At 72.9% G+C, this 26,053-nt stretch carries 27 protein-coding genes; 10 read left to right on the forward strand and 17 right to left on the reverse strand.

The features are described 5' to 3' along the window. The first annotated feature begins 13 nt into the window (after nt 1–13). The gene (locus tag IEZ25_RS11580; protein ID WP_191199573.1) at nt 14–844 is read left to right on the forward strand and encodes a glycosyl hydrolase; all 831 of its coding nucleotides are present in this window, start codon (nt 14–16) and stop codon (nt 842–844) included. Between the two features lie 25 nt (nt 845–869). Here the strand turns inward: IEZ25_RS11580 and IEZ25_RS11585 are convergent, their stop codons facing one another. Genes IEZ25_RS11585 through IEZ25_RS11605 form a run of 5 tightly spaced genes read right to left on the reverse strand, consistent with a single transcriptional unit; the run spans nt 870 to nt 3,945 of the window. Then, on the reverse strand, nt 870–1,265 hold the full coding sequence (locus IEZ25_RS11585; RefSeq protein WP_191199574.1) for a hypothetical protein: 396 nt from the start codon (nt 1,263–1,265) through the stop codon (nt 870–872). Then, a complete protein-coding gene (locus IEZ25_RS11590; RefSeq protein WP_191199575.1) occupies nt 1,253–2,521 on the reverse strand; it encodes a hypothetical protein in 1,269 nt (422 codons plus the stop codon). Before IEZ25_RS11590 ends, IEZ25_RS11585 begins: the two co-directional genes overlap by 13 nt. Continuing rightward, nucleotides 2,518–2,811 carry a hypothetical protein gene (locus IEZ25_RS11595; protein WP_191199576.1) on the reverse strand — a complete coding sequence of 98 codons (294 nt, stop codon included), beginning with the start codon at nt 2,809–2,811 and terminating at the stop codon, nt 2,518–2,520. The genes IEZ25_RS11590 and IEZ25_RS11595 overlap by 4 nt, the downstream gene beginning before the upstream one ends. Continuing rightward, complete coding sequence (locus tag IEZ25_RS11600; protein WP_191199577.1) at nt 2,808–3,137, reverse strand: SAV_915 family protein; 330 nt, start codon at nt 3,135–3,137, stop codon at nt 2,808–2,810. Before IEZ25_RS11600 ends, IEZ25_RS11595 begins: the two co-directional genes overlap by 4 nt. A 28-nt stretch (nt 3,138–3,165) precedes the next feature. Continuing rightward, nucleotides 3,166–3,945, reverse strand: a complete 780-nt coding sequence (locus IEZ25_RS11605; protein WP_191199578.1) for a hypothetical protein — start codon at nt 3,943–3,945, stop codon at nt 3,166–3,168. Between the two features lie 39 nt (nt 3,946–3,984). Between IEZ25_RS11605 and IEZ25_RS11610 the strand changes: the two genes are divergently transcribed. Beyond that, nucleotides 3,985–5,106 (forward strand): ATP-dependent DNA ligase, encoded by a 1,122-nt coding sequence (locus IEZ25_RS11610; RefSeq protein ID WP_191199579.1) that lies wholly within the window; start codon nt 3,985–3,987, stop codon nt 5,104–5,106. Continuing rightward, nucleotides 5,103–5,675: a hypothetical protein gene (locus tag IEZ25_RS11615; protein ID WP_191199580.1), complete on the forward strand. Its 573-nt coding sequence runs from the start codon at nt 5,103–5,105 to the stop codon at nt 5,673–5,675. Before IEZ25_RS11610 ends, IEZ25_RS11615 begins: the two co-directional genes overlap by 4 nt. A 55-nt stretch (nt 5,676–5,730) precedes the next feature. On the opposite strand, the gene IEZ25_RS11620 is transcribed toward IEZ25_RS11615, so the two are convergent. Further along, nucleotides 5,731–6,819 (reverse strand): hypothetical protein, encoded by a 1,089-nt coding sequence (locus tag IEZ25_RS11620; protein WP_191199581.1) that lies wholly within the window; start codon nt 6,817–6,819, stop codon nt 5,731–5,733. 88 nt (nt 6,820–6,907) lie between these two features. Here IEZ25_RS11620 and IEZ25_RS11625 point away from each other — a divergent pair, with 88 nt between their 5' ends. Next, nucleotides 6,908–9,664, forward strand: coding sequence for a stealth conserved region 3 domain-containing protein (locus tag IEZ25_RS11625; RefSeq protein ID WP_191199582.1), 2,757 nt, complete (start codon nt 6,908–6,910; stop codon nt 9,662–9,664). Nucleotides 9,665–9,694: 30 nt separating this feature from the next. Here the strand turns inward: IEZ25_RS11625 and IEZ25_RS11630 are convergent, their stop codons facing one another. Continuing rightward, a complete protein-coding gene (locus IEZ25_RS11630) occupies nt 9,695–10,777 on the reverse strand; it encodes a DNA polymerase domain-containing protein (protein ID WP_191199583.1) in 1,083 nt (360 codons plus the stop codon). Between the two features lie 51 nt (nt 10,778–10,828). Between IEZ25_RS11630 and msrB the strand changes: the two genes are divergently transcribed. Further along, the gene (msrB, locus tag IEZ25_RS11635; RefSeq protein WP_191199584.1) at nt 10,829–11,227 is read left to right on the forward strand and encodes a peptide-methionine (R)-S-oxide reductase MsrB; all 399 of its coding nucleotides are present in this window, start codon (nt 10,829–10,831) and stop codon (nt 11,225–11,227) included. Between the two features lie 74 nt (nt 11,228–11,301). On the opposite strand, the gene IEZ25_RS11640 is transcribed toward msrB, so the two are convergent. The 4 genes from IEZ25_RS11640 to hemQ form a co-directional block, all read right to left on the reverse strand. Beyond that, nucleotides 11,302–12,153, reverse strand: a complete 852-nt coding sequence (locus IEZ25_RS11640) for a hypothetical protein (protein ID WP_191199585.1) — start codon at nt 12,151–12,153, stop codon at nt 11,302–11,304. Nucleotides 12,154–12,191: 38 nt separating this feature from the next. Further along, a complete protein-coding gene (locus IEZ25_RS11645) occupies nt 12,192–12,635 on the reverse strand; it encodes a rhodanese-like domain-containing protein (protein WP_318152186.1) in 444 nt (147 codons plus the stop codon). Further along, nucleotides 12,632–13,123, reverse strand: a complete 492-nt coding sequence (locus IEZ25_RS11650) for a cysteine dioxygenase (RefSeq protein WP_191199586.1) — start codon at nt 13,121–13,123, stop codon at nt 12,632–12,634. Before IEZ25_RS11650 ends, IEZ25_RS11645 begins: the two co-directional genes overlap by 4 nt. 97 nt (nt 13,124–13,220) lie before the next feature. Further along, nucleotides 13,221–13,940, reverse strand: a complete 720-nt coding sequence (hemQ, locus tag IEZ25_RS11655) for a hydrogen peroxide-dependent heme synthase (protein ID WP_191199587.1) — start codon at nt 13,938–13,940, stop codon at nt 13,221–13,223. A 99-nt stretch (nt 13,941–14,039) separates the two neighbouring features. On the opposite strand from hemQ, the gene IEZ25_RS11660 reads away from it, so the two are divergent. Continuing rightward, nucleotides 14,040–14,657: a hypothetical protein gene (locus IEZ25_RS11660; protein WP_191199588.1), complete on the forward strand. Its 618-nt coding sequence runs from the start codon at nt 14,040–14,042 to the stop codon at nt 14,655–14,657. A 17-nt stretch (nt 14,658–14,674) separates the two neighbouring features. Here the strand turns inward: IEZ25_RS11660 and hemG are convergent, their stop codons facing one another. Next, entirely contained in the window at nt 14,675–16,030 is a 1,356-nt protein-coding gene (gene hemG / locus IEZ25_RS11665; protein WP_191199589.1) for a protoporphyrinogen oxidase, read from the reverse strand. A gap of 22 nt (nt 16,031–16,052) precedes the next feature. Here hemG and IEZ25_RS11670 point away from each other — a divergent pair, with 22 nt between their 5' ends. Further along, on the forward strand, nt 16,053–16,862 hold the full coding sequence (locus IEZ25_RS11670) for an NYN domain-containing protein (RefSeq protein ID WP_191199590.1): 810 nt from the start codon (nt 16,053–16,055) through the stop codon (nt 16,860–16,862). Nucleotides 16,863–16,930: 68 nt separating this feature from the next. Then, a complete protein-coding gene (locus tag IEZ25_RS11675) occupies nt 16,931–17,902 on the forward strand; it encodes a DUF4349 domain-containing protein (protein WP_191199591.1) in 972 nt (323 codons plus the stop codon). Nucleotides 17,903–18,237: 335 nt separating this feature from the next. On the opposite strand, the gene IEZ25_RS11680 is transcribed toward IEZ25_RS11675, so the two are convergent. The 4 genes from IEZ25_RS11680 to IEZ25_RS11695 form a co-directional block, all read right to left on the reverse strand. Next, nucleotides 18,238–19,380, reverse strand: coding sequence for an LLM class flavin-dependent oxidoreductase (locus tag IEZ25_RS11680; protein WP_191199592.1), 1,143 nt, complete (start codon nt 19,378–19,380; stop codon nt 18,238–18,240). A gap of 71 nt (nt 19,381–19,451) precedes the next feature. Next, a complete protein-coding gene (locus IEZ25_RS11685; protein ID WP_191199593.1) occupies nt 19,452–20,687 on the reverse strand; it encodes an SfnB family sulfur acquisition oxidoreductase in 1,236 nt (411 codons plus the stop codon). Beyond that, nucleotides 20,684–21,808 carry a dimethylsulfone monooxygenase SfnG gene (gene sfnG, locus IEZ25_RS11690; protein ID WP_191199594.1) on the reverse strand — a complete coding sequence of 375 codons (1,125 nt, stop codon included), beginning with the start codon at nt 21,806–21,808 and terminating at the stop codon, nt 20,684–20,686. The genes IEZ25_RS11685 and sfnG overlap by 4 nt, the downstream gene beginning before the upstream one ends. A gap of 88 nt (nt 21,809–21,896) precedes the next feature. Beyond that, on the reverse strand, nt 21,897–23,207 hold the full coding sequence (locus tag IEZ25_RS11695; protein ID WP_191199595.1) for an acyl-CoA dehydrogenase family protein: 1,311 nt from the start codon (nt 23,205–23,207) through the stop codon (nt 21,897–21,899). 119 nt (nt 23,208–23,326) lie between these two features. Here IEZ25_RS11695 and IEZ25_RS11700 point away from each other — a divergent pair, with 119 nt between their 5' ends. Further along, a complete protein-coding gene (locus IEZ25_RS11700; RefSeq protein WP_191199596.1) occupies nt 23,327–24,346 on the forward strand; it encodes a LysR family transcriptional regulator in 1,020 nt (339 codons plus the stop codon). Here IEZ25_RS11700 and hemE read toward each other — a convergent pair. Next, the gene (gene hemE, locus IEZ25_RS11705) at nt 24,303–25,358 is read right to left on the reverse strand and encodes a uroporphyrinogen decarboxylase (RefSeq protein WP_318152187.1); all 1,056 of its coding nucleotides are present in this window, start codon (nt 25,356–25,358) and stop codon (nt 24,303–24,305) included. The genes IEZ25_RS11700 and hemE overlap by 44 nt on opposite strands. Nucleotides 25,359–25,429: 71 nt before the next feature. On the opposite strand from hemE, the gene IEZ25_RS11710 reads away from it, so the two are divergent. Continuing rightward, the gene (locus tag IEZ25_RS11710; protein WP_191199598.1) at nt 25,430–26,050 is read left to right on the forward strand and encodes a DUF3000 domain-containing protein; all 621 of its coding nucleotides are present in this window, start codon (nt 25,430–25,432) and stop codon (nt 26,048–26,050) included. Nucleotides 26,051–26,053: the final 3 nt, after the last annotated feature.

Below are 26,053 nucleotides of genomic sequence, written 5' to 3' on the forward strand. Positions count from 1 at the left end.
CTAGGGTGAGCGGGTGAAGCGGCTCGGAGCACTGCTCGTCATCCCCCTCCTGGCAGCGCTGCTGGTCACTCCGGCGCACGCCGCTCCGGCACCCGAGCGCGTCCAGGCGCGCGACGTGCGGGGCGTCGGCGTGTGGGAGATGCGCGGTGTGACGAAGGCGCTGCGGAAGTCGCGGGCCGGCTGGTACCACGCGTGGACGGCCGAGCCGCCGGCGTACGTCGGACGCACCCGCGCGGCCTTCGTGCCGATGGTGTGGGGGGCCGGTTCGGTCACCGACGACGTGCTCGCGGCGGCGGCGCAGCACGGTCCGTGGCTGCTCGGCTTCAACGAGCCCGACCTCGCCGAGCAGGCCGACATGAGCGTCGACGAGGCGCTCGCCCTGTGGCCGCGCCTGGAGTCGACCGGCCTGCGCCTGGTCAGCCCCGCGGTGGCCTTCGGCGGCGCCGACGCCGGCGGCTGGCTCGACCGGTTCATGACCGGCGCCGAGCAGCGCGACCTGCAGGTCGACGCGGTCGCGCTCCACTGGTACGGCGGCGACTGGCGCCCGAGGCGGGCCGTCGCGCAGCTGACCGACTACCTCGATGCCGTGCACGAGCGCTACGCGAAGCCGGTGTGGCTGACCGAGGTGGCGCTGATGCGCTTCGACGGCGGGGCGCGGGTGCCGTCGGCGAGGGTGCAGGCTCGCTTCGTCAAGCTCGCCGGGCGCGCGCTCGCGAGGCGGCCGTGGGTCAGCCGGTGGGCGTGGTTCGGGCTCCCCGCACCCGCGAAGGGGCCCAGCAGCGGCCTCTACCGCCCGGGCGCGCGACCGACCGCGGTCGGCAAGGCGTACGCAGCTCTCCCCTGACGCCCGTCGTCGTCTCCCCGAGGGCTCAGGACGTGGTCGTGCGCCCGGGTCCGCGTGCGAGCCTCGTCACGGCCCACAGCAGGTACAGAGCCGGGACGCCGAGCAGGACGCCCCAGAGCCAGCTCTCCTCGATCGCGCCGATCACAGCGGCGACGGCAGCCCACGCGGCGAGGAGCAGCAGCACCGTCGCACCGGCGGCCCGAGCGGCCGGCGACCGGTCCTCCAGCGGACGGGCCGCCACGACGGCGCTGAAGGCGGCGACCACGCCGAAGACGATGAACGCCGACGCCCAGACCCGGCCGAAGGCACTCTCCGCCTCGAGCACCAGGCCGACGCCGAGCGCGCAGGCCAGTACACCCGTGACGACGCCGAAGCCGGCGGACACCTTCCCGATCCTGCGGCGCGCGGTCAGTCGAACCACCCGCCGATCGTGCTGCCGATGCTCGAGACTCCGTCGGCGATCGCCTCCCCCGTGTCGGCGAGGGCGTCGACCCCTTCGTCCCACGCCTTGCCGACGTCCGGGCCGTTCTCGAAGAGCGAGTCGATCGCGCCGTCGGCGAAGATCGCCACGCCCGCGCCGATGACCGTGCCCACCACGGCGCCGACCGCGGTGCCGACGCCTGGGACGACCGACCCGGCCGTCGCTCCGATCAGGGCGGCGGTGCCGACGCTGGCACCGAAGCCGGCCGCCGCGCCGAGCCCGGTCGACACCCCCTGGCTGACAGCGATCTGGGTGTTCGTCTCGCCCTCCTGCCAGTCGTTGTAGACACCGAGGCCGAAGCCGAGCGGTCCGAGCACCTTGCCGGCGCGGCCGAGGTAGCGCAGCGCGCGCGACTCGGCGAGCTCGTCGGCCCGACGCAGCAGGTCCTCGGCCTCGTCGAGACGGCCCTGGATCGCGAGGCGGTCCGCCTCGAGCCGGGCCTCGTCGAGGGTCTGGAAGAAGAACCACTTGCGCTTCATGTAGCGGTCAGGGTTGGCCTGCAGGTCGTCGATCGCCCGAGTCGCCTCGTCGACCAGGTCCTGTGCCGACTGTGCCAGCCTCGACTGGCGCACCGCGATGCTCGCACCGATGGCGCCCGCGGCGGTGTCCCCCACGATGTCGCCCAACGTGAGGATCCACGCGGCGTGGGTGCCCGGCTGGTACTTGCCCTGCAGGTCACGGCACGCAGTCGCGTAGTAGCGGTCGATCCGTGCGGCTTCGGTCTCGGCGGCGTTGTAGGCGTCGAGGAGCTCCTGGTGGGCGTTGTACGCCGTGACCCGGTCCTCGTAGCGGGCCACCTCCTCGGGCGTGCCCTCGAACGTCGCGGGCGGGCGCGCCGGACCGTCGCCGGGATGCTGGACGACGAAGCCGACGACGCTCAGCCCCTCGTTGCGCGCAGTCGTGCGGACGTCGCCCATCTGCTCCTGCGACCGCCTGAGCTTGCCGGCGAAGTCGTCGAGGTCGCCGGCCATGGTCGTGGTGGCGGAGGCCAGGCCGTCGATCTTGTCGCGAGCCTGCTTGACCATGTCGACGAACTCGCCCCCCGCGGTCGAGTCCCACGACATCTCCGCGTTCCGACGCGAGTCGTTCGCGGCGTCCGCGGCGTCGGTGACCTTCGGCTCCAGGCTGCTGCGCAGCCACGAGGCGGCGCCCTCGATCCCGCTGGGCGAGCCCTGGATCTCCGTCTCGATGCTCACGGCTGCATCGCCAGGCGGATCTGGCTCATGTCGGCCGAGGAGTCGGCGTCCGCGCGCTGGTAGTAGCTGCGCGCGAGACGCACGGACTCCGCCGAGCCGGCCAGCGCGGTGGAGACGTTTCCGGCACTGGTCACCACCTGGCTCAGCATGCTGGCGATGACGGCGGTCATCGGACCGCCGTCGACGCCCCGCGGGACGCTGCCGGCCAGTGCGTCGAGCCCGCTCGCCGCGGTCTCGAGGTCGCCCGCGATGGTGTCGAGCACACCGAGGTCGACGTCGATCCCGCTCATGCCGTCCTCTCGCCGTCGTCGTCACGCAGGCCCGGGTCGACGTCGAGGAAGAGCAGGTCGTAGGGGGTCTGGTCGTGGATGCGCTGCAGGGCGGCCACGTCGACCAGCAGCCACGAGGCGTCCGGGAGGTACCAGGTGTGCAGGCGGTCGATGGCCGAGTAGGTGTAGAGCGCCGTGCGACCGTCCTCGACGCGATGCATCAGCACGCGTCGGGCTGCCGTGTCCGGCTCGTCGGTCGTGGGCACGTAGACGACCGGCGGCAGCTGCGGCCGCGCCGGCGCGGCGGCTGCCGAGGCGTCGTCGGCGCTCGTCGGATCGTCGGTCACAGGCGGTCCCTCCGTTGTGGTCGCGGGGTCACCCTGTGGTGCCCCGTCGGCGCTCGGTCAAACCTCTGCGGGCGCTCGACGTGACCGGGGCCACGAGCTCCTCGGTGAGCCAGGTGGCCAGGTCCGCCGCCCGGTGTCCGGTCTCCGAGCAGTCGAGGACGAGGGTGTCGCGGGGTCCGCCGGCCCGCCGCCAGGGGCGGGGAGCACACAGCCAGTCGGCATCGCGCTCCAGCTCGACGACCACGCGACGACCGCGCGGGCGCACCCGGCGTACGTCGCTCCGCGGCGAGCGGGCGCGACCCGCCGGCGAGTCCACGACGACATGGGTCTCCGTCAGCCACATCGCCGGCCGCCGGCGACGCCCCGCCGCCGTCAGGCCGACCCGCACGCCGAACCAGAGACCGATCGCGCCGGGCACCAGCGACACCACGGCCCACTCGGAGCCCGCCGCGATGCCGGCGACGGTCAGGGCCAGCCCCAGGACGGCCAGGCCGGCGTCGAGCGCCAGCGCATGGATCCACGGGGCCGCCCAGCTGGACACCCCGAGTGCCGGACTGCCGTCCACGGTGCCCTGCCGGAGCGTCGGCATGCGCCCCGTGACGGCCACGGCGACGGCCAGCACCACCGTGATGACCACGGCGAAACCGGTGTAGAGCACCGGCAGGAACAGCCCCACGGGCCGTGCCCCGGACAGCTCCGGGATCGCGACCGCGAGCAGCAGCACCCCGCCGGCTGCGAGCACGAGGTTCACCATTACCTCGGCGAGCCTCCCGCGCAGCGGGACGCTGGCGGCAGGTGGGGGCGTCACCTCGCCAGTCTAGGAACCCCACAGCACTAAACTCGGATCGTGGACCTCCCCGTGATGCCGCCCGTGCAGCCGATGCTCGCCAAGAGCGTCAGCGGCGTGCCGGACCCGGCCAAGCACGGCGGGCTGTCGTTCGAGCCCAAGTGGGACGGGTTTCGCTGCCTGGTCTTCAAGGACGGCGACGAGGTCGAGCTCGCCAGCCGCAACACCAAGCCGCTGACCCGCTACTTCCCCGAGGTCGTCGAGGCCTGTCGCACCCAGCTGCCCGATCGGATCGTGCTCGACGGCGAGATCTTCGTCGGCCTGCAGGGGCCGGACGGGTGGCGCCTGGAGTTCGAGACCCTTCAGGAGCGGATCCACCCCGCCGCCAGCCGCGTCGACAAGTTGGCCGTCGAGACGCCCGCCGGCTTCGTCGCCTTCGACCTGCTCGCCCTGGGCGACGAGTCGTTCATGGACCGGCCCCTCGCCGAGCGGCGTACGGCCCTCGTCGAGGCACTCGGCCACCTCGACGGCAGCGGACCCTGCTTCCTCACCCGCACCACCGAGGACCCGGTCGAGGCCGAGCGGTGGTTCGAGGAGTTCGAGGGTGCCGGCCTCGACGGCGTCGTCGCCAAGCCCCTCGGATCGGTCTACGAGCCCCACAAGCGCACGATGCTCAAGATCAAGCACGAGCGCACCGCCGACGTGGTGCTCGCCGGCTATCGCGAGCACAAGACCTCGACGCCGGAGGAGCCGTTGATCGGCTCGCTCCTCCTCGGGCTGTACGACGACGACGGCGAGCTGCAGCACATCGGTGTCTCGGCCAGCTTCACCGCCGCCCGGCGCGCCGAGCTGTGGCACGAGCTGCAGCCGCTCGTCTGCAGCATCGCCGACCACCCGTGGGGCCGCTGGAACGAGTTCCTCACCGCCAACCCCGACCGCGTCCCCGGCACCCAGAGCCGCTGGAGTGCCGGCAAGGACCTCGGCTTCACCGCGCTGCGCCCCGAGCGGGTGCTGGAGGTGAAGTACGACCACATGGAGGGCCGCCGCTTCCGCCACACCGCGCACTTCAAGCGGTGGCGCACCGACCGCGACCCCGAGAGCTGCGGCTACGCCCAGCTCGACGAGCCCGCGGGCTACGACCTGACCAGGATCCTCAGCACCGACACCGGAGGCGAGTCATGACCGAGACCAGCGAGAGCATCCACGACGGCGTGGGCACCTATGACGTGGTCCTGCTCGTCGAGCAGGCCCTCACCGCCGCCGACGCGCAGCAGGTGCGCTCGCTGCACACCGAGATCGAGGACCAGGTCGTCTACCACGTGCTGCTGCCGCTCGAGGACGCCGCGGCGCGGATCGAGGCGTCGATGGGCACCATCGGCACCGGCGACCTGATGGCTGCGCCGGCGCTCGCGATGAACGACGTCGACATCGAGGCGGTCCGCCGCGAGTGCGAGGAGACCTCGTCGGCCGACCTCGAGACGACGCTGCGGGCGATCGACACCGCCGGCGGGCGGGCGACCGGGCAGGTCACCTCCGAGCCCCCGGTCGACGCACTCGCCGCGCTGGTCGCCCGGGTCGACGCCCGCGAGGCGATCATCCTCACGCGACCCCACGTCGTCGCGGAGTTCTTCCACGTCGACTGGTCCTCGCGCGCGCGCCGCAAGCTCGGCGTGCCCGTGCTCCACCTGATCGAGCACGAGAACTTCGACGAGCAGGCCTCCGGCTCCGGCGAGGGCGTCAGCGGCCTCTGAGCCGAGACGGGTCGGCCCGGCTCGAGGGTTGTCAGGCTCTCGCTGACGAGCGGGGTCAGCGGCGGGCGATGCGGCGTACGACGGCGCGGCGCAGGATCGAGGCCGCCTCGCGCCCACCGACGGCGGGGGCCTGGCGACGACGGGCCTGCTCGAGGTCGCGTCGCAGCTGCTGGACCGTCGCCCGCTGGGCGTCGCGGGCCTCTCGTCCGGCGAGGGTGGCCTCGGCCTTGGTGTGGTCGAAGGTGAGCGCCACCGCGTCGGCGTAGCGCTCGACGTAGTCGGCGTGGATCTCGTCGAGCCGGGCGAGGGTGGCCTCGTCGTGCGGGGTCGCGGTCAGGGTGCCGAGCAGCTGCCAGACCTGCTCGGCCATCGCCTTGAGCCACTCGGGGGTGCGGACGTCGTCCCAGGTGAGCTGCGACTTGCGCATCGAGGGCTCGATGAAGTCGTCGACCGGGTGGTGCTCCGCAGAGGACAGGTCCGTGTCGAGCTCGAGCGCGAGCTGGTCCTGCACCGGCGCCAGGGCGGCACGCCAGTCGGCCAGCAGGTCGCCGTACTTCACGAACGCGCGCCGACCGCCACGGCCGGCCCGCTCGGTGAGCAGCGCGGCGTGCACCCAGCCCGCGACGTTGGAGGTCTCCTTGGTCAGGCGGAGGTCGTCGGACTGGCTGGAGAGGTAGGCGATGTCGCGCGAGCCGACCACCTCGGCGGGGTGCCGCAGCGCGGTGAGCCAGCGCAGGTCGGCGCCGAGCTCGGCGGAGACCTCCTCCCACACCTGGGCGAACCAGAAGGCGTGCGGGTCCTTGACCACGACCTGGGTCGCGCCGGCAAGCTCGTCGGTCGTGAGCTGGCCGGCGAGCCACTCGCGGAGCTCGGACGCCGGCAGCCCTCGGGCGACGTAGTCGGAGACGAGCTGGACCGCGCCGGGCCGGCTGTCGATGTTGAAGAGCGCGAGCTCCTTGAGGTGGCGCTTGTGGAAGTCGATGACCCACTGCGGCTCGTAGAACCCGCGCGGGTTGGTCTCCGACGCCTCGACCTCGGGCTGCGGGACGTGCAGGCCGAGCCGCTTCAGCGTGCCGGCCAGCGAGCTGGTGCCACTGCGGCCGGAACCGGAGACCAGGACCAGCGGGGTGGGGGACGTCGGCATGCCGCTCACCCTATCGGCCAGACTCGCTCCCCCTAGGATCGTGGCGGTCCGATCAGAGACCGCTCCGCGACACATGACTGGGGACCACGTGGCACTCTCCGACAGGCTCGGTGGCAAGGTGCGTTCGGCCGTGCGCCGGGTCCGCCGCGACGGCCCGCTCGACGTGGTGCTCGTGCTCTTCAACGCCGACGGCATGGGCGGCACCGCCCGCTCCGGGATCGAGCAGGCCAACGCGCTGGTCGGGCTCGGCGAGGGTCACCGTGTCCGCATCCTCAGCGTCACGCGGAGCGGGCCGTCGACCCACTACCGCCTGGCCGACGGGGTCGAGGTCACCTACCTCGTCGACGTACGCGGTCCTCGTCCCGCCGCGGTCGACGGCACCCACCCGGCCGAGCTGGCCGAGCGCGAGTCCGTGATCGTGCCGCGCAGCTGGGACGCCCTCTTCAACGGGCTCACCGACGCGACCCTGCGCCAGGCGCTCGGCAGCCTCGACGCCGACGTGCTCGTCACGACGACCCCCGAGCTGCTGGCCGTCGTCACGCAGCTCGCACCCGCCGACGTCGCGCTCGTCCACCAGGAGCACCGCGCGTCGTCCAGCCGGGTCAACGACCTGGGTGCTCTGCTGGAGTTCGCCCCGCGTGCCGACATCGTGGTGTCGCTGACCGAGTCGATGTCGCGCTGGCTCGCCGGCCGCCTCGGTGGCGCGGCGCCCGAGCTGCTGGTGATCCCGAACCCGCTCCCCGCCCACCCGCAGCGGCGCTCGCCGCTCGACCAGAAGACGTTCGTGACCGCGGGGCGGCTCGCGCCGGAGAAGCAGTTCGAGCACGTCGTCGACGCGTTCTGGCGCATCCACGAGGAGGTCCCGGGCTGGACGCTGCGGATCTGGGGCGACGGCCCGCGTGCGGACAACCTGGCCGCGCAGGTGCGCAAGCTCGGGATCGAGGACCGGGTCGAGCTGCCCGGCTCCACCGACGACCTCGCCGCCGAGTGGGCGCGGACGAGCGTCGCCGTGCTCGCTTCCCGTGGCGAGGGCTACCCACTGGTGCTGCAGGAGGCGATGTCCGCCGGTGTGCCGGCCGTGTCGTACGACTGCCCGTCCGGCCCGCGCGAGATCATCACCCCCGACGTCGACGGCCTGCTCGTGCCGCCCGGCTCGAAGGCCGCGCTGGCCGCCGCGATGCTGCGGATCGCCACCGACGACGACCTCCGCTCGCGCCTCGGCGCCGCCGCGCTCGAGCGGTCGCGGCGGTGGGACGGGCCCACGCTCGCCACCCAGTGGGTCGACGTGTTCCGTCGCGCGGTCGCCCGCCGGGCCGACCCCCTCGCCCCGCGCCGCGTCCTGCACGGCCTGCGGCCGGGGCCGCTCGGCGAGCTGCCCGAGACCACGGGCGCGCGCGGCGTCACCCCCGCCGAGTGCCGTACGACGACCCTGCGGGCGCTGACCTCGGCCGCCGCGGCGGCCGGGGACGGCTGGTTCGTGATGCCGGCCCGCGGGCTCGACCCGCACCCGGTGGTCGTCGTGCCGTCCTCACGACGGGCGGCGTTCCTGACGGCGCTGGCCGCGGGCGACGTGCCGGACTGGCTCTCGGTGCGCGACCCCGCCGAGCGCGGCTGGCCGGAGCGGCGCGGCACCGTCGCGGCGATGACGGCCGAGCTGGCGCGGACGCGGACGGCGTACCTCTTCCTCGAGCCGTGGCCCATGCGCGGCGGCCACGACGGGGTGCTGGGCGAGGGCGTCGAGGTCGGCGTGCAGTTCTGGGAGGAGTCGCCCGAGGGCGACCTGCTCGCACCGGGCCTCAACCGCTACGGCGACCGTGCCCCTGCCGGGACGCCCCGCACCACGATCAGCGTCGAGGGCGTCGACGTGCCCACCCTCGAGGTGATGGCGCTGCCCACCGTCGACGACTGCCGCTTCGACGTCGACGTGGTCTACACCTGGGTCGACGGCGACGACGAGGCATGGCTGACCGCCCGCGACGAGCGGGTCACCGCGCTCGGCGGCACCCCGGACGCCCGCGCCGGCGGCGCCCAGCGCTACCGGAGCCGCGACGAGCTGCGCTACTCGATGCGCAGCCTGCACCTGTTCGCCCCGTGGGTGCGCCGGATCCACCTGGTCACCGCCGGACAGGTGCCGTCGTGGCTCGACACGTCGCACCCGAAGGTGCGGGTCGTCGACCACCGCGAGATCCTTCCGGCCTCCGCGCTGCCGACCTTCAGCTCGCACGCGATCGAGACCCGCCTGCACGCGGTGCCCGACCTCGCCGACCACTTCGTCTACGTCAACGACGACGTGTTCCTCGGGCGCCCGCGACGACCGGAGCACTTCTTCTCCCCTGGTGGGCAGTACGCCGCGTTCGTCGCCGACCACCGCGCCGTCGGCCTCCCCGGGACCGACGACCGGCCCTACCTCACTGCCGCACAGAACAACCGGCGCGTGCTCGCCGGGGCCTTCGGCGTCGCGCTGACCAACACGATGATGCACAGCCCGCACCCGCAGCGACGCACCACGCTCGAGGAGATCGCCGCCCGCTTCCCGGACGAGGTCGCGCGCACCACGGACGCGCCGTTCCGCTCCTCGACGGACCTCTCGATGCTGTCGTCCTTCGCGCAGAGCTACGGACTGATCACCGGCCAGGCCTTCCGCGCCGGCGCCCACCACGGCTACGTCGACCTCGGCCACCAGCAGCTGCCGGTGCAGCTCCGGCAGATGCTCAAGCGCGACCGCGACTTCTTCTGCATCGCCGACAACATGGTCGCCGCCTACGACGAGGAGCGCGCCGACGGGCTGCTGCACGACTTCCTCGAGGAGTACTTCCCGATCGCCGCTCCCTGGGAGCTCGGCTGAGCGGTGGTGTCGGCAGCGTGACCGGAGTCCTCAGGCCTCGATCCGGTTGCCGTCGGCGTCCCAGTGGGACTCGACCTTCTTCGACGGCTGCACGCGGGGCGGCTCGCCGGGCATCTTGGGGTGGTCGGGCGGGAAGTTGAGCTCGACGGGGTGCTCCTCCCAGAGGTCGAGGAGCGGCTGGAGCGAGTGGTGCTCGTCGTCGATCGTCGCCCAGGGGTCACCGTCGGAGGCGAGGCGCCCGGGGACGGTGAAGAGGTTGAAGCCGGCCGGCGAGTCGAGGGAGGCCAGCTCGTCCCACGTCACCGGCGTGGAGACCGGGGCGCCGGCGATCGGACGCAGGGAGTACGCCGACGCGATCGTGCGGTCGCGGGTGTTCTGGTTGAAGTCGACGAAGATCCTCGTCCCCCGCTCCTCCTTCCACCACGCGGTGGTCACGCCGTCGTCGCGCTTCTCCAGCTCCCGCCCGAACGCGATCGCCGCGTGCCGCACGGCCGCGAAGTCCCACTCGGGCCTGATCCGGACGTAGACGTGGATGCCGCGGTTGCCCGACGTCTTGGCGAAGCCGGTCATGCCGAGGTCGGCGAGCAGCTCGCGCGCGACCCCGGCGACGCGCACGGCGTCGGCGAACGTCGTCCCGGGCTGGGGGTCGAGGTCGATGCGCAGCTCGTCGGGGTGGTCCACGTCGGCACGACGCACGGGCCAGGGGTGGAACGTCAGCGTGCCCATGTGGGCACACCACACCGGCACCGCGATCTCGGTCGGACAGATCTCGTCGGCCGTGCGACCGGACGGGAAGGTGATCGTGGCCGTCTCGAGATAGTCGGGAGCCCCCTTGGGCACCCGCTTCTGGTAGAACGCGTCCGCGTTGCGATCCTGCGGCCCCGTCGCCAGCTTGAAGCCCGGGCGTACGCCGCTCGTCCACCGCTCCAGCGCCGTCGGGCGCTCGCGCAGCGCCCGCATCAGGCCGTCCTCGACGCTCGCGAAGTACTCCGCGACCATCAGCTTGGTGACCTCGGCGGTGGTGTCGGTCGCCTCGTAGATGACGCGGTCGGGCGAGGAGACGCGGACCTCGCGGTCACCGGCCTGCACCATCACCGGCTTCGCAGCTGCCATTCACCCAACCTAGCCGCCCGACGCGCTGGCGCGCCGCCGTACGCTGGAGGCATGGCCTACGACGTGCAGAAGACCGACGAGCAGTGGCGCGAGGAGCTGACCCCCGAGGAGTACGCCGTGCTGCGGCAGGCGGGCACCGAACGCGCCTTCACCGGTGAGTACACCGACACCGAGACCGAAGGCACCTACTCCTGCAAGGCGTGCGGGTCGGAGCTGTTCACCAGCGACACCAAGTTCCACTCCGGCTGTGGCTGGCCCAGCTTCTACCAGCCGATGACCGACACGGTGGAGTACATCGAGGACAGCTCGCACGGCATGAAGCGCGTCGAGGTGCGCTGCGCGACGTGCGGCTCGCACCTCGGCCACGTCTTCCCCGATGGGTTCGGCACCCCCACCGGCGACCGCTACTGCATCAACTCGATCAGCATCACGCTCGACGCGAAGAAGTAGCGCCTGTTCGGCCCTCCTCCGCCGGTCGAGCAGAGAGGGACGCGCGTGTCGAGACCGAGGAACCGACGGGTGGCTCAGGCGGGGACGAGCGCGGACTCGATGGTCACCAGACCGTCGCCGTAGGTCTGGTCGGCCCAGTCCTGGATCGAGCCGTCGTCGAAGACCACGGTCGCGTCGAGCGAGTCCGGCGTGAACGAGCCGCTGGTCAGCAGCTGCGCGCCGAGCGTGGTCTGGAGCTCCTGGTTGATCTCGTTGAGGTCGGCGTCGGTGCGCTCGACCGTCGTCACGCACAGGGAGCCACCCCAGGTCTTGCGGAGCGCGGTCTCCGCGCCGGCGGCGTCCTCGGTGACGGCCACGTTGATCGTGTTCCCGGTCAGCCACGCCGTGGCGTAGCCCGGGAGCGCGGACGCGGCGGCCAGCGTCGCGTCCATGTCCTCGGGGCTGGCCATCGTGTTGTCGGTCGACGTCGGCTCGTCGCAGGCGGCCTCGAGCGGGCTGTCCTCGGGCTCGGCCATGGCGTCGTAGAGCGCGGCCGGGATCGCGTCGGTCACCGTGAAGGTGGTGCCGTCGTAGGTCCCGGTGAGGGCGTAGGACCCCCAGGTCACGCCGGCGGCCTTCTCGGCACCGACGTCGCCCCACTCGAAGTCGGCGACCTTCGGGCCACCGCACTGCGGCGGGAACGACTCGGCGACGGCACCCAGGCACAGCTCGGGACCGTCGCCGTCGTCGAGCACCGTGACCAGGCCGCTGGTGCGGACCTCGCCGTCCGGGACGGGCGTCGGCACGCCCGACGACGAGGCGGGGCCGGACGGCTCACCGGAGCCGGCGGGGTCGGTGGCTGTGGTGTCGTCACCGGACGAACAGGCAGAGAGCACGGCGACGGACAGGACCAGGGCGGCGGCTGAGGCGAGGCGTGAGTGCGTCATGGTGGGTACGACGCTACTGCGCCGCGCGCCGTTCCACCTCAGGCGGGAGCCGCGGGACAGGCGAGCGGCAGCCGAGCCTCGCGCCAGGCCTTGAACCCGCCGACGACGTCGGTCGCGTCGAGGCCGAGGCTGCGCAGGGAGTCGGCGGCCAGGCTGGAGGTGAAGCCCTCCTGGCACAGCACCAGGATGCGGGCGTCGTACGACGCCTCGGGCACGCGCGCGTCCGAGCGCGGGTCGAACCGCCACTCGAGCACGTTGCGCTCGACGACCATCGGGCCCAGGGCGGGGTGCACCTCACCCTCGGCCGCCCGCTGGGCCGCGGGCCTGATGTCGACGAGCACGGCACCGTCCAGCGCCTCGCGGTAGGCCGTCTCGACGTCGATGCGCTCGAGTCGCGAGCGCGCGTCGGCCAGCATCGCCTCGATCCCGCCGTGGCGCAGCCCGGCGGTCGCCACCCCGGTGGTCGCCACCCCGGTGCTCACCAGGCCTCCCCGCGCTGCTCGACGCTGGTCACCTGCAGCCGGCCGCGGACCAGCTCGTAGCGCGTCATCGCGGCGAGCGACGGCGCGTAGGCGTGCAGCGACACCGCGGTGCGGGTGCCGTGGTTGACCACGTCGTGGATGTGGCTGCCGTCGAACTCGCGGACCGTCTGCTCGGCGAGGGTGGACGCCGTCGCGACGCCGGTCCACACGTACTCGGTCAGCTGGCCGGTCAGCGTGACGAAGGCACCGCTCGCCGAGCCGTGGTCGTGCCAGCCGGTGCTGGACCCGGCGGGCCAGGTGATCAGCCAGATGTCGGCACCTGCGACGGCCCCGATGCGCGCCCAGGTGCGCTCGGGGAAGGTCAGGTCGACCGAGTCCAGCGGGTCGTGCTCGGCGAGATATGCGGCGAGGGCGTCACGGGCGACCTGGTCGCGAGGATCGTCGTCCGAGGGCGCGAGGGTGCGGTACGTGGTGGGGAAGAGGGTCATGACTACTCCTAGGAACAATGTTGAGTGACTTACTCTACATTGTGAGGACGCCACGACCCCTCACGTCCCACGAGATGGCCTCGCGGCGCGTCGCCGGCTACGGCAGGCGGTCGAGCAGCTCCGCCGGAGTGACCCGGGCACCGGTGTAGAACGGCACCTCCTCGCGCACGTGGCGACGCGCGTCGGAGGCTCGCAGGTCGCGCATCAGGTCGACGATGCGGTGCAGCTCGTCGGCCTCGAAGGCGAGCATCCACTCGTAGTCGCCGAGCGCGAACGACGCGACGGTGTTGGCACGGACGTCCGCGTAGCCGCGCGCCTGCTGGCCGTGCTGGGCGAGCATGCGTCGGCGCTCGCCGTCGTCGAGGAGGTACCACTCGTAGGACCGGACGAACGGGTAGACGCAGATGTGCGCGCGGGGCTCTTCGTCGGCGAGGAAGGCCGGGATGTGCGACTTGTTGAACTCGGCCGGGCGGTGCAGCGCCATCTGTGACCAGACCGGGTCGAGCCGCCGGCCGAAGTCGGTGCGCCGGAACGCGTTGTAGGCCGCCTGGAGCTGCTGGGAGTCGGCGGCGTGCCACCACACCATGAGGTCGGCGTCGGCACGCAGGCCGCTGACGTCGTAGAGCCCACGGACGACCACGTCCTCCTCGGCGAGCACCTCGAGGAGCGCCTCGAGGTCGGTCGCCTCGGCGCTCCGGTCGGCGTCGCCGAGGACGTCGCGGAGCCTGAAGACCGACCACATCGTGTAGCGGATCGTGTCGTTGAGCTCCCGGGTGCGCGCGGCGTTCGTCTTCTCCGGCGTCGTCTCGCTGGTCATGGGTTCATTCTGCCCGTGCGAGCTGGCTCACAGCCCGGCGGGCCGAGCGCTCGGGCTCCCTGCGGATAGCCTCGACGCTCACCCGCCACCGGAGGTCTGATGTCCAGGCGCACGCTCCCCACCGAGCTCGGGCCGCGTCTCGCGACCCGGCACCCCGTCCCGCGATGGGTCCAGATCGGGCTGCCCCTCCTCCCGGCCCTGGTGGTCTCGCTGCCCGCGCTCGCACTGGGTCCCCAGTGGTGGTGGGTCCCGCTGCTGATGCTCGCCGCCACCTGGCTGCTGGTCGCCGGCATCCTGAGCGAGCTCCTGCTGCTGCGCCACCACGTGCACGAGCACGGCCTCGTCAGCGAGTCGGCCTGGCCCTACCCCCGGCGGATCATCCCGTTCTACTCCGTCGACCCCGCCTCGCTGCGCATGGCCGGCTACCACCGCTCGAACGGCACCTGGAAGGACAGCCGCAACCCGCGCTTCCGCGAGGTGCCCGGCGTGCCGACCCTGCGGATGGTCGGCCTGCACCCCACGCGTGCGACGGCTCTGGCCCGGGGCCGCGCCACCTGGAACAGCGCGCCCTACGTGGACCGCATCCTCGGCACGACGCGGCACGGGCAGCACGAGGTCGAGCCGGAGGAGTGGGTCCTGGCCTGGCGTGACGAGGGCGACGACGTCGCCTGGCTCAGGGGCCTCGTGGAGGAGAGCAGGAGCACCGGCTACATGTGAGGCCCGCGCTGCCACCCTCACCGAGAGCGCTCGACCAGCTCCTGCACAGCCCGGCGGGCCGAACCGATGACCGCGGGGATGCCCACACCGTCGTACGCCGCCCCGCACAGCGCGAGCCCCGGCACGTCGGCGACCGAGGCGCGGACGCGGGCGACTCGGTCGAGGTGGCCCACGGCGTACTGAGGCAGCGCGCCGCCCCACCGCTGCACCTGGGTGTCGACCGGACGCGCGGTGATGCCGGCCGTCGCGGCGAGGTCGGCGAGCGAGGCCCGCACCAGCCCCTCGTCGCTCGCCTGGAGCGTCACCACCTCGCCGTGCCGGCCGAGCGAGGTGCGCAGCACGACGACGTCCGGGTCGAGGTCGCGCACCCAGCCCCACTTGGCGAAGGAGAAGGTGGAGGCCTTGATCGCGAGCTGCTCGAGCGGAGGCACGAGGAAGCCGGAGCGCTCGAAGATCGCGTCCGGCACGTCAGCGGCGCGGAAGGCGAGCGTGACCACCGCGACGCTCGCCGCCTCGACACCCCCGAGCTCGTCAGCCGCAGTGGGGGCCACCTCGCCGAGCAGGCGCGCGGTGGGGGCGGCCGGGGTGGCCAGCACGACCGCGTCGGCCTCGACGGTCTCGGGGTGCGTGGTCGGGCCGACCGTCAGCGCCCAGCCCGACGACGTACGACGCAGCGCTCGCACCGTGGCCGAGGTGCGCACCTCGAAGCCACCGCCGTCCACGACGAGACCGGGCAGGCGACCCATGCCGCCGGGCAGGGAGGCGAAGACCGGTGCGGCGGACGTCGGCAGCGCGGCCGCCTGCTCGAGGACGCTCCCCCGCCGGGCCATGGCGAGCAGCTGCGGCACGGCTGCGGCAGCGGAGATCCGTCGGGCGTTGCCGGCGTAGACCCCGCCGAGCAGGGGCTCGACCAACCGGTCGACGACCTCGTCGCCGAGCCGCGCAGCGACCAGGTCGCCGACCGACACGTCGTCGGCGAGGTCGGTGTCGACAGTCTCGACGGAGGCACGGGCCACGCCCTCGGCGCTGAGCACCCCGCTCGTGGCGAGCTGTCCGAGGTCGAACGGCACGCCCATCAGCGAGCGGGGCATCGCGCGCAGCGCGCCGCGCGACCAGACCGCCGAGGTCGCTGCGGTCGGGTGGACGACGTCCGCACCGATCTGCGCAGCCAGGGCGAGCCCCTCGGGACGGCGGGCCAACATCGCCTCGGCACCGACGTCGACGGTGAGCCCGGCGACCTCCGCGCTGCGCAGCTTGCCGCCGACCTGGGGCGCTCCCTCCAGCAGCAGCACGTCGCGTCCGGCACCGGCCAGCTCGCGGGCGGCGACCAGGCCGGCGATCCCGCCGCCGACCACGACCACGTCCCGCTTCACGTCGCCAGCCTAGGCTGCGGACATGGAGACGAGTGGTGGCGCCGACCGGATCGCCGTGCTGATCGATGCCGACAACACCTCGCACCGCTATGCCGAGGCGCTGCTGGACGAGATCGCGAAGTACGGCAACCCCACCATCAAGCGGGCCTACGGCGACTGGACCAACGCGCGGCTGAGCGGCTGGAGCAAGGAGCTCAACGCCCGAGCGATCCGCGGCATGCACCAGGGGGCGTTCACCAGCGGCAAGAACTCCACCGACTCGGCGCTGATCATCGATGCGATGGACCTGCTCTACGACGGCAACGTCGAGGCCTTCGCACTCGTCACGAGCGACAGCGACTTCACCAGCCTGGCCCTGCGCCTGCGCGAGTCCGGCAAGGTCGTCTACGGCCTGGGCGGTGCGAAGACCCCGGCGTCGCTGCAGAACGCGTGCGACAAGTTCATCCGGCTCGAGCTCCTCGGCGACGACGACGGCGAGGCGGACCCGGAGTCGGACCCCGGGGCGGGTCAGGAGCCGGCAGAGAACGCCGACCGCGAGCCCAGCCACGCACCCGAGATCAATCTCCAGAGCGCGCTGACCAAGGCGGTCAACGCGGTCGCCGACGACGACGGCTGGGCCACTCCGGGTGCGGTCGGCAACCACCTGCGCCGCACGCACCCCTCGCTCGACCCGCGCACCTACGGCCATCGCGGTCTCGAGGCGCTGCTGCGCGACCAGCCGTTCCTCGAGAGCGGCGGTGAGAACGGCAGGACGACCGTGCGGGTCAAGGGCCACGGCAACGCCAAGCAGCAGAAGGCGCCGACCAAAAAGGCTGCCGCCAAGAAGTCCTGACGGTCACGGTTGGGTCACGGGACCGTCACGACCGGAACCGGCGTCGTCGCGCCCGGCGTCGGAGGGCCATGAGCATCCTCCGCACGCCGCGCCTGCGCACCGCAGGCGTCCTCACCGCGATCACCATGACGGCCCTCCTGGCCGCCTGCTCCGCCGGGACCGACGACCACCAGGCGTCCTCGGCGGACATGTCGGAGTCCGAGGGTGTGTCCGACGGCTCCGGCGGCTCGTCGGCAGGCGGGAGGGCCGAGGCGCCCAGCGCGACCTCACGCGAGCTCGGCGACGCGCCGGCAGATGCCGGCACCTCGTCCGCGAAGGGCCCGACGACCCCGGAGATGGAGCGGTCGGTGATCTCCAGCGGCACGGTGTCCCTCGCCAGTGACGACGTCTCCGGGACCCGGCGCGACGTGCAGCGGATCGTCGACGAGCAGGGTGGCGAGATCGCCGAGGAGTCCACCGAGACCGAGACGAGCGGCGAGGCGTCGTACTCCCGGCTCGTGGTGCGGGTGCCGAGCGCGAAGTTCGGGGCGACCATGGAGGCGCTGGAGGCCGCGGGCGTGCTGCGCTCGTCCTCCCGCGGCTCGGAGGACGTGACGACCCAGGTCCTCGACACCGGCGTGCGGGTGCGTGCGCAGCAGGCCAGCCTCAAGCGGGTCGAGCTGCTGCTCGCGGAGGCGAGGTCGCTCAAGGACGTCATCTGGATCGAGTCCCAGCTCACCGGCCGGCAGGCCGAGCTCGACTCGCTGAAGTCCCAGCAGTCGTGGCTCGCCGACCAGACCTCGCTGTCGACGATCACCGTCGACATCTCGCGCCGGGAGGTGGTCGAGGACGAGCCCGGCGGCCACGACGAGCCCGCGGGCTTCCTCTCCGGCCTCGACGGCGGGATGAGGGCGATGGACGCGACGTTTGTGGCCGTGACCACCGTCCTCGGGGCGCTGCTCCCCTTCGCCGTGGTGGCCCTCGTGCTCGGCCTGCCGGCCTGGCTCGTCGTGCGCCGGCGCCGCGCAGCCTCTGCGTCCGTCCCCGCGGCCGACGCCTGAGCCGCCCAGGGTGGCGGCGTACGACATCCGATCCGCGGTCCACGATGTCGTACGCCGCCACCCTCGTGGTGTTCGCCCTGACCATCGCCCCGCGACGGGCTCGTACGACGATCGCGGGGCGACATCTCGGACACGTGTGCCAGCTGTCGCCCCTCAACCACCGGATCGAGGGCGACATCTCGGACACGTGTGCCAGTTGTCGCCCCTCAACCACCGGATCGAGGGCGACATCTCGGACACGTGTGCCGGCTGTGGCCCGCGACCGACGCCTGAGCCGCCGGGGTGGCGGCGCGCGACATCCGATCAGCGGCTCACGATGTCGTGCGCCGCCACCCTCACGAAGCAGCCGCCCGGGAGCCGAACGGGACCGACGCGTGCGTCGCGGCCGGGGCCGGGTGGGTCCAGAGGCCGCGCCGTTCGAGCACGGGCAGCACGCCCTCACCGAACTGGTAGGCGCCCTCGAGGTGGGGGTACGCCGACAGCACGAGCTCCTCGATGCCGACCGAGCGGTACTCCTCGATGAGGTCGGCGACCTCCTCGTGGCTGCCGACGAGGGCGGTGCCGGCACCGCCGCGGACGAGCCCCACGCCGGCCCAGAGGTTCGGGTGGATCTCGAGAGCGTCGCGACTGCCGCGGTTGAGGGCCAGCATGTTCTGCTGGCCGACCGACTCGGAGCGCTTGAGGCCCTCCTGGACGCGGGCGATGTCCTCGTCGGAGATGCCGGCGAGCAGCCGGTCTGCCTCGGCCCACGCCTCCTCGGAGGTGTCGCGGGTGATCACGTGGACGCGGAGGCCGAAGCGCAGCTCACGGCCCCGCTCGGCGGCGAGCTCCCGGATCCACGCGACCTTCCTCGCGACCGCGGCGGGCGGCTCGCCCCAGGTCAGGTAGACGTCGGCGTGCTCGGCGGCGACCTGTCCGGCGGCCGGCGAGGACCCGCCGAAGTAGATCTCCGGGATCGGGTCGGGCAGGTGCTGCAGCGTGGCGCGATCGACGCGCAGGTGCTGGCCGGCGTAGGTCACCTCCTCCCCCGCCCAGAGCCGCCGCACGATCGAGAGGAACTCCCCGCACCGCTCGTAGCGGCCGTCCTTGTCGAGGAAGTCTCCGTAGGCGCGCTGCTCGTGCGACTCCCCGCCGGTGACGACGTTGAGCAGCAGCCGGCCGCCGGAGAGGTTCTGGAAGGTCGCCGCCATCTGCGCGGCGAGCGTCGGCGAGGTCAGGCCCGGCCGGAAGGCGACGAGGAACTTCAGCCGCTCCGAGAGCGGCGCGAGCATCGCGGTCGTCAGCCACGCGTCCTCGCACCAGGCGCCGGTGGGCGTGAGCGCGGCCTCGAAGCCGAGCTGCTCGGCGCTGCGCGCGATCTGCCCCAGGTAGGGCACGCTCGCCGGTCGGCCGGCGACGCCGTGCTCGACGCCGTGGCCGCCGCTCACGACCTGGCGGCCATCGCCTCCGTTGGTGGGCAGGAACCAGTGGAACTTCATCGCAGTCCTTTCGTCCGGCCCGCTGGTGGAGCAGCGAGCGCTGTCGAGCGTGTCGAGACCGGGGCCAGGCATCAGAGCTGGCCGTGGTTGGGCGGTGGCGTGCCGTCGACGGCCCACCGCCCGAGGTGCTGGACCTTCCAGGCGGCCGGGTCGTGCAGCGTGTGCGTGCGCGCGTTGCGCCAGTGCCGGTTGAGGTTGAGCTGGTCGAGGGCCGATCGGGTGCCCGCGACCTCGAAGAGCCGGCTGGAGACGTCGACCGCCGTGGCGGCCGAGTGCGCGCGTACGGCGGCGACCGCGAGGCTCGCGGCCGCTGCACTCTCCGCGGTCAGGTCGGCGTCGGCCGCGTCGACGGCGAGTCCCGCCTCGCGCAGCAGCGCCTCGGAGGCCCGGACGGCGAGCTCCATCTGCCCCAGCCCCTGGACGACGAGCGGGTCGTCGGTCGCCCGCTCGACCTGCGCGTCGGGGTAGGGCCGTGACGTCGTCCGGACGAAGGCGGCCGACTCCTCGAGCGCGGCGCGGGCGATGCCGACGTCGATCGCTGCGTGCAGCACCTGGGCGAACGCACCGTAGGTCTGCGGACCGGTGAAGGTCAGGTGGTAGGGCGTGATGCGGTCGTCGTGGACGTCGACGTCCACCAGCTCGACGGTGCCGCTGGCGGTGGTGCGCTGGCCCATGCCGGCCCAGTCGTCGCTCACCGTCACGCCCGGTGCGTGCCGCTCGACCCAGGCCACGTGCAGCGGTCCGGCCCCGGGGTCGGCCAGGGTGTCGCGGTGCGCGAGCACGGGGATCCAGTCGGCGAAGAGCGCGCCGGTGCTGTAGCCCTTGGTGCCGTTGAGCACCCAGCGTCCCTGCCCGGCAGGGGTGAGGGTCGTACGGATGTCGCGGACGTGGCGGGTGCCGGTCTCCGACTGCGCGTTGCCGAATCGCCTGCCGACCAGCACCTCGCCGAAGAAGAAGCGCTGCTGCTCGGGCGTGCCCTGGTGCCGCATCGCGTTGACGTAGACGAAGTGGCTGTGCGGCACCTGCGCCACGCTCGGGTCGCCTGCGGCGAGGATCCGGAAGACCTCGGCCAGGACCGCGACGGGAAGGTCGGCGCCGCCGTGCTCCGCCGGGACGGTGACGGCGAGCAGGCCGGAGGCGGAGAGCCGCCCGACCTCGCGGGCGGGCAGGATCCGCTCGACGTCGCGCTCGCTCGACGTCGCCGCGAGCTCGGCGGCGAGCTCGGTCGCGACCGCGATCGCCCCGTCCGCGGTGAGGACGGGGACGCGCTCGAGCTCGAGCTCCTCGAGGATCGGCGCCGCACTCATGCCACACGCTCCTGCTCGGCGGCCTCGAGCTCGCGCACGATCGGCAGGACCTCGCGGCCGAAGTGCTCGACCTCCTCCTGGAAGTGCAGGAAGCCGAGGAGGAACAGGTCGACGCCGCGACGCTTGAACTCCATCATCCGGTGCGCGACCTGCTCGGGCGTGCCGACCAGGCCGGTGCGGAAGCCGTCGTTGTACTGGACGAGGTCGGAGAAGTCGCTGTCCTGCCACATGCCCGTCCGGTCACCGGTCGACTGGCCGGCCTGCTTCACGGCGTCGCCGAAGCCCTTGACCGCCTCGGGGTTGGCCTTGGCGATGATCTCCTGCAGCGTCGCGTGGGCCTCCGCCTCGGTGTCGCGGGCGACCATGAAGCCGTTGACCCCGACCCGGACCGTACGTCCGGCGGCGCGGGCGCTGTGCCTGACGCCCTCGACCTGCTCGGCGATGCCCTCGGGGGTGTTGCCGTTGGCGAGGTACCAGTCGCTCACCCGCCCGGCCATCGCCTGCGCGACGCTCGAGTTGCCGCCCTGGAAGATCTCCGGCAGGGACCGGCCCGGGAGGTCGAGCGGCTTGGGCTTGAGGTCGAAGTCGTGGAGCTGGAAGAAGTCGCCGCGGAACTCCGCAGCGTCCTCGGTCCAGATCTCGCGGATGTAGGAGATGAACTCCTCGGCCATCCGGTAGCGCTCGCCGTGCTCGAGCCAGCGCACGCCCATGCTGGTCGCCTCGTCCTTGAACCAGCCGGAGACGACGTTGATCGCGGCGCGACCGTTGCTGAGGTGGTCGGCGGTGGCGATGAACTTCGCGAGCACGCCGGGATGCCACATGTAGGGGTGGACCGCCGAGATGACCTTGAGCCGCTCGGTGGCCAGCAGCAGCGCCAGGCTGAAGCTGGTCGCCTCGTGCTGGTGGGCGGCGCCGTAGGACGCGGTGTAGCGGACCTGCGTGAGCGCGTAGTCGAAGCCGTTGTTCTCGGCCGTCTGCGCGAGGCGCTTGTTGTAGTCGTAGTCCCAGCCGGTGCGCTGCTCGATGTCGGAGATCACCAGGCCTCCGGACACGTTGGGCACCCAGTAGGCGAACTGGAGGGGTGCAGCGGGCTCGCTCGCGCGGGCGGGTCTCGTGCTCATCGTGGTCTCCTCGGGACGTGCATCGTCCTTCTCCAGGGATCTCGTCGGAACAGGTGTGCTGGGCGCGGGCGCCCCGGTGCGTGACCGGTCACTCGGTGGGGTCGCTCACCCAGTCCTGGCGTCGGCGGGTGCCGCCGATCGACCAGGCGTACGGCGGCGGCGTCCCGTTGACGGCGTGGGCGCCGACGACGCGGGCCTTGAGGATGCGCGGGTTGTGCGACGCCACGGTCCGCGCGTTGCGCCAGTGGCGGTCCAGGGCCAGCGGCCGCGCGGTGGCGGAGGCGCCGAGGGCGTCGAAGATGTCCGAGGTGGCACGCAGGACCAGCTCCGAGACCACGACCTGGGCCGTCGAGGCCTCGATCTCGCTGGCCTCGACGAGCTCGCCGATCTCCTCGTCGCCGGCCCGCGCCGCGTCGGCGACCGCCTGGACGCTCGCGGCCACGCGCAGCGTCGCGGCCTCGGCGGCGTAGACAGAGGCGGCGATCTCGCCGACGCGCGCGAGCACCTGGGCGTCGTCGCGGACCCGGGGCGCGTTGGCGTGGGAGAAGTTGCGGGTCCGGCGCTGGACGGCGTCGACGACGTCGTGCAGCGCCGCCTGGGCGATGCCGGTCAGCGTCGCGAGGAGGTTCAGCTGGTAGAAGGCGGTCTGGTAGGGGAAGCGGTCCTCGAAGGGCAGCACGTGGTCGGCCGGGACGCCGACGTTGTCGAACGTCGTCGTGCCGCTGCCCGTGCCCCTCTGGCCGAAGCCGAACCAGTCGTCGGTGGTCGCGACGCCGCGGTCGCGCGTGTCGACCAGCGCGATCGCCGTGGGGTCCTCGACCTCGTCGGGGTGACCCGGCAGGGCGAGCCGGGCGTGCACGTCGGCCCACTCGGCGAAGATCGTGCCCGTCGTGTAGTACTTCGTGCCGTCGAGGCGCCAGGACCCGTCGGCGCGCGGCCGGAGGACGGTGCGGGGCAGGTCGATGTCGGAGCCGACCTCCGACCAGGCGTTGCCGGCGATCTCGCCGGCGGCGAACCGGTCGAACCACACCCGCTGGTCGCTCGAGCGTGCGTGGTGCCACAGCCGGTCCTCCACGAGCGCGAAGTGACCGCGGAAGACCTGCGGGAGGTTGGCGTCGACGGCCGCGAGATCGATCCACAGGCCGGCCAGCGCCACCACGTCGAACCCGCCGCCCCCGAAGGCAGTGGGCACGCGCAGCGCGCCGAAGCCCTCGGACTTCAGCCGCGCCACGGCGTCGACGGGGAGGACTCCGTCGAGCTCGCGCTGGAGCGCGCCCTCGCCGATCGAGGCGAGGACCGCGTCCCAGTCGGTGACGGTGCCGCCGGTCGTGCGGTCGGTCGTCGGGCTGCTCGGTCGTCCGTCGCGGCTGCGGGTGGGCCGGACACGCAGGGTGGTCATGGGTGGATTCCTCCCGTTTTGTATAGTTACTTAGTAGACTTTAGGCAGTCGCCGTCGCCGACCACGACACCTCGGCAGCAGGTTTTGCCGACCACCACGCCAGAGAGCAGGAGCAACGGGTGCGGATCGAACAACTGGAATACCTCGCGGCGGTCACCGAGCACGGCTCGCTGCGCCGTGCGAGCGAGGCGATGCACATCTCCCAGCCCGCGCTGAGCGAGGCGGTCACCAAGCTGGAGAAGGAGCTCGGCACGACGCTGCTGGACCGGCGGCGCACCGGGTCGCGGATCAGCCGCCAGGGCCTTGACCTGCTGCAGAGCATGACCGACGTGCTCGAGGCGGTCGACCGGCTGCGCGAGGCGGCCGGTCAGCAGTCCACGCGTCGCCGGGACCTGCGCATCGGCACCGCCAACACCGCCTCGTCGAGCCTGCTGGCCCCTGCGCTGCGCGACCTGCGCGCCCGGCACGGCTCCGGGGCGATCGAGGTCGTCACGGGTCGCAAGACCGACCTCCAGCAGAGCCTGGCCGAGGGATCGCTCGACCTGGGACTGGTCAACGTGCTGCCGGGCGACGAGGTGCCACCGACGCTGGTGGCCGACGCCCTGCTCGAGGGCACGCCGGTCGCCTGCCTGCGCGCGGACCACCCGCTCGCCTCGCAGGAGCGGCTCACCGTCGACGACCTCCGGGGCGAGCCGCACGTCTTGATGCGGCCGGGCTTCCTGATGCACCGCTACGCCCACCGGCTCTTCGCCGGGACGCTGCCGGAGACGACGTACGCCACCGACGGCGCGGAGATGGGCAAGGCGATGGTCGCAGCCGGGCTGGGCATCTCGATCCTGCCCGACTTCTCGATCGCCGCCGACCCGCTGGTGCGCGCAGGCGTGCTCACCACCCGCCCGATCCGGGCCGAGCGGACGACGGTGACGCTGGTGATGCTGCGTCGGCACGCCGAGCGGGTGCCCGAGCCCCTGCGCGACCTGCAGACCGCGCTGGTGCGGCAGGCCAGGACCTACCTCGCGTCGCTGGAGCTGCCGCCGACCGCCTCGGGCCCGGCGCCGGCCCCGGACCTGAGCCCGGTGACGCCCGTGACGCCGATCAGCGCGGCTGGTAGCCGTGCACGAACTCGGTCAGCGCCGTGAGCTGATCGGGGTTCGTCGAGGGGATCACGCCGTGGCCGAGGTTGAAGATGTGGCCCGCGGCCGCGCGCCCGGCGTCGATGATCTCGGCCGCGCGCTGCGTCATCACCTCGGTCGGGGCGAAGACGAGGGTGGGGTCGAGGTTGCCCTGCACCGCCCGGTCGCCCACGAGCGGGATCGCGTGCTCCAGCGGCGTACGCCAGTCGACGCCGACCACGTCGGCGCCGGCCTCGCCCATCAGGCCGAGGAGGTTGGAGGTGCCGACCCCGAAGTGGATGCGCGGCACGCCCAGCGTGCCGGCGTCGGCCAGCACGCGCTGCGAGTGCGGCATCACCGAGGCGCGGTAGTCGGCCGGGGTGAGCGCGCCCGCCCACGAGTCGAAGAGCTGCACGGCAGAGGCGCCGGCCTCGACCTGGACGCGGAGGTAGGCCGAGGCGATGCCGGCGATCTTGCGCATGAGGGCGTCCCACACGTCGGGGGCGCCGAACATCATCGCCTTGGTCAGGGCGTGCTCCTTCGACGGACCACCCTCGACGAGGTAGGACGCGACGGTGAACGGAGCACCTGCGAAGCCGATGAGCGGAGTGGCGCCGAGCTCGGCGACCAGCTGGCGCACCGCCCGGGAGATGAACGGGACGTGCTCGTCGACCAGGTCGGGGATGGCCTCGACGTCGGCGAGCGTGCGCACCGGTGAGGCGACGACCGGCCCCACGCCGGGCTTGATGTCGAGGTCGACCCCGACCGCCTTGAGCGGGAGCACGATGTCGGAGAAGAAGATCGCCGCGTCGACCCCGTAGCGGCGTACGGGCTGCAGCGTGATCTCGGTGACCAGGTCGGGGTCCATGCAGGACTCGAGCATCCCGACGCCCTCGCGGACCTTCAGGTACTCCGGCAGCGAGCGGCCCGCCTGCCGCATGAACCAGACCGGCGTGTGCGACGGCTCGTCCCCGCGTGCCGCGGCGAGGAAGGGGCTCTGCGCGAGCCCGGGGTGGGGCGTGGGAACGGCGGCGGTCACCTGCGAATCTTCGCAGGTCAGGCGGCGTGGCGGCACATCGGCGATGGCGAGGGCTGGCCTACTCTGGCCACATGGTGGCCCGTCACGAGACCCACCCGGGCAGCGCTGCCGCGGCTGGACCCGCGGAGTTCCGCGCGGCTGTGGAGTCGATGCGTCGGGCTGCGCTGCGCCCGGAGGTCTTCTGCGAGGAGATGCCCGCACCACAGCGCATCGCCCCGTGGTCGGCCGCGTTGAGCGGTGACGTCACCGTCGACGAGGAGGACCTCGGCACCGGCCGGCTGATCCTCCTGCACGACCCGGCCGGCAACGACGCCTGGGACGGCACCTTCCGCTGCGTGGCCTACGCCCGCGCCGAGATCGACCCCGAGCTGGGCGCCGACCCGATGCTCGCCGCGGTCGGCTGGTCGTGGCTGGTGGAGGCTCTGGAGGCGCACGGCGCGGAGGTCCACGCGGCCTCGGGCACCGTGACCTGCGTGACCACCGAGAGCTTCGGCGGGATGGCGGACGAGGACGGCACCGCGCAGGTCGAGATCCGCGCGTCGTGGACGCCCGGCGTCGACGAGGCCGGTGCGCTCGACATGACCCCGCACGTGGAGGCCTGGGGCGAGCTGATGTGCACCGCCGTCGGCCTGCCCCCGGTCCCCGAGGGGGTCACGGCCATCCCGAGCCGACGCGGACAGCGCGGCACCTGAGGC

The organism is Nocardioides hwasunensis, assembly GCF_014779665.1.
Lineage (GTDB): Bacteria > Actinomycetota > Actinomycetes > Propionibacteriales > Nocardioidaceae > Nocardioides > Nocardioides hwasunensis.

Coding starts and splice junctions, on each gene's coding strand:
- IEZ25_RS11595 (WP_191199576.1), bottom strand. CDS start 2,811: ATGAGCGGGATCGACGTCGACCTCGGTGTGCTCGACACCATCGCGGGC.
- IEZ25_RS11615 (WP_191199580.1), top strand. CDS start 5,103: ATGACCGAGACCAGCGAGAGCATCCACGACGGCGTGGGCACCTATGAC.
- IEZ25_RS11620 (WP_191199581.1), bottom strand. CDS start 6,819: ATGCCGACGTCCCCCACCCCGCTGGTCCTGGTCTCCGGTTCCGGCCGC.
- IEZ25_RS11630 (WP_191199583.1), bottom strand. CDS start 10,777: ATGGCAGCTGCGAAGCCGGTGATGGTGCAGGCCGGTGACCGCGAGGTC.
- msrB (WP_191199584.1), top strand. CDS start 10,829: ATGGCCTACGACGTGCAGAAGACCGACGAGCAGTGGCGCGAGGAGCTG.
- IEZ25_RS11640 (WP_191199585.1), bottom strand. CDS start 12,153: ATGACGCACTCACGCCTCGCCTCAGCCGCCGCCCTGGTCCTGTCCGTC.
- IEZ25_RS11650 (WP_191199586.1), bottom strand. CDS start 13,123: ATGACCCTCTTCCCCACCACGTACCGCACCCTCGCGCCCTCGGACGAC.
- hemQ (WP_191199587.1), bottom strand. CDS start 13,940: ATGACCAGCGAGACGACGCCGGAGAAGACGAACGCCGCGCGCACCCGG.
- IEZ25_RS11660 (WP_191199588.1), top strand. CDS start 14,040: ATGTCCAGGCGCACGCTCCCCACCGAGCTCGGGCCGCGTCTCGCGACC.
- IEZ25_RS11670 (WP_191199590.1), top strand. CDS start 16,053: ATGGAGACGAGTGGTGGCGCCGACCGGATCGCCGTGCTGATCGATGCC.
- IEZ25_RS11675 (WP_191199591.1), top strand. CDS start 16,931: ATGAGCATCCTCCGCACGCCGCGCCTGCGCACCGCAGGCGTCCTCACC.
- IEZ25_RS11680 (WP_191199592.1), bottom strand. CDS start 19,380: ATGAAGTTCCACTGGTTCCTGCCCACCAACGGAGGCGATGGCCGCCAG.
- IEZ25_RS11685 (WP_191199593.1), bottom strand. CDS start 20,687: ATGAGTGCGGCGCCGATCCTCGAGGAGCTCGAGCTCGAGCGCGTCCCC.
- sfnG (WP_191199594.1), bottom strand. CDS start 21,808: ATGAGCACGAGACCCGCCCGCGCGAGCGAGCCCGCTGCACCCCTCCAG.
- IEZ25_RS11695 (WP_191199595.1), bottom strand. CDS start 23,207: ATGACCACCCTGCGTGTCCGGCCCACCCGCAGCCGCGACGGACGACCG.
- IEZ25_RS11710 (WP_191199598.1), top strand. CDS start 25,430: ATGGTGGCCCGTCACGAGACCCACCCGGGCAGCGCTGCCGCGGCTGGA.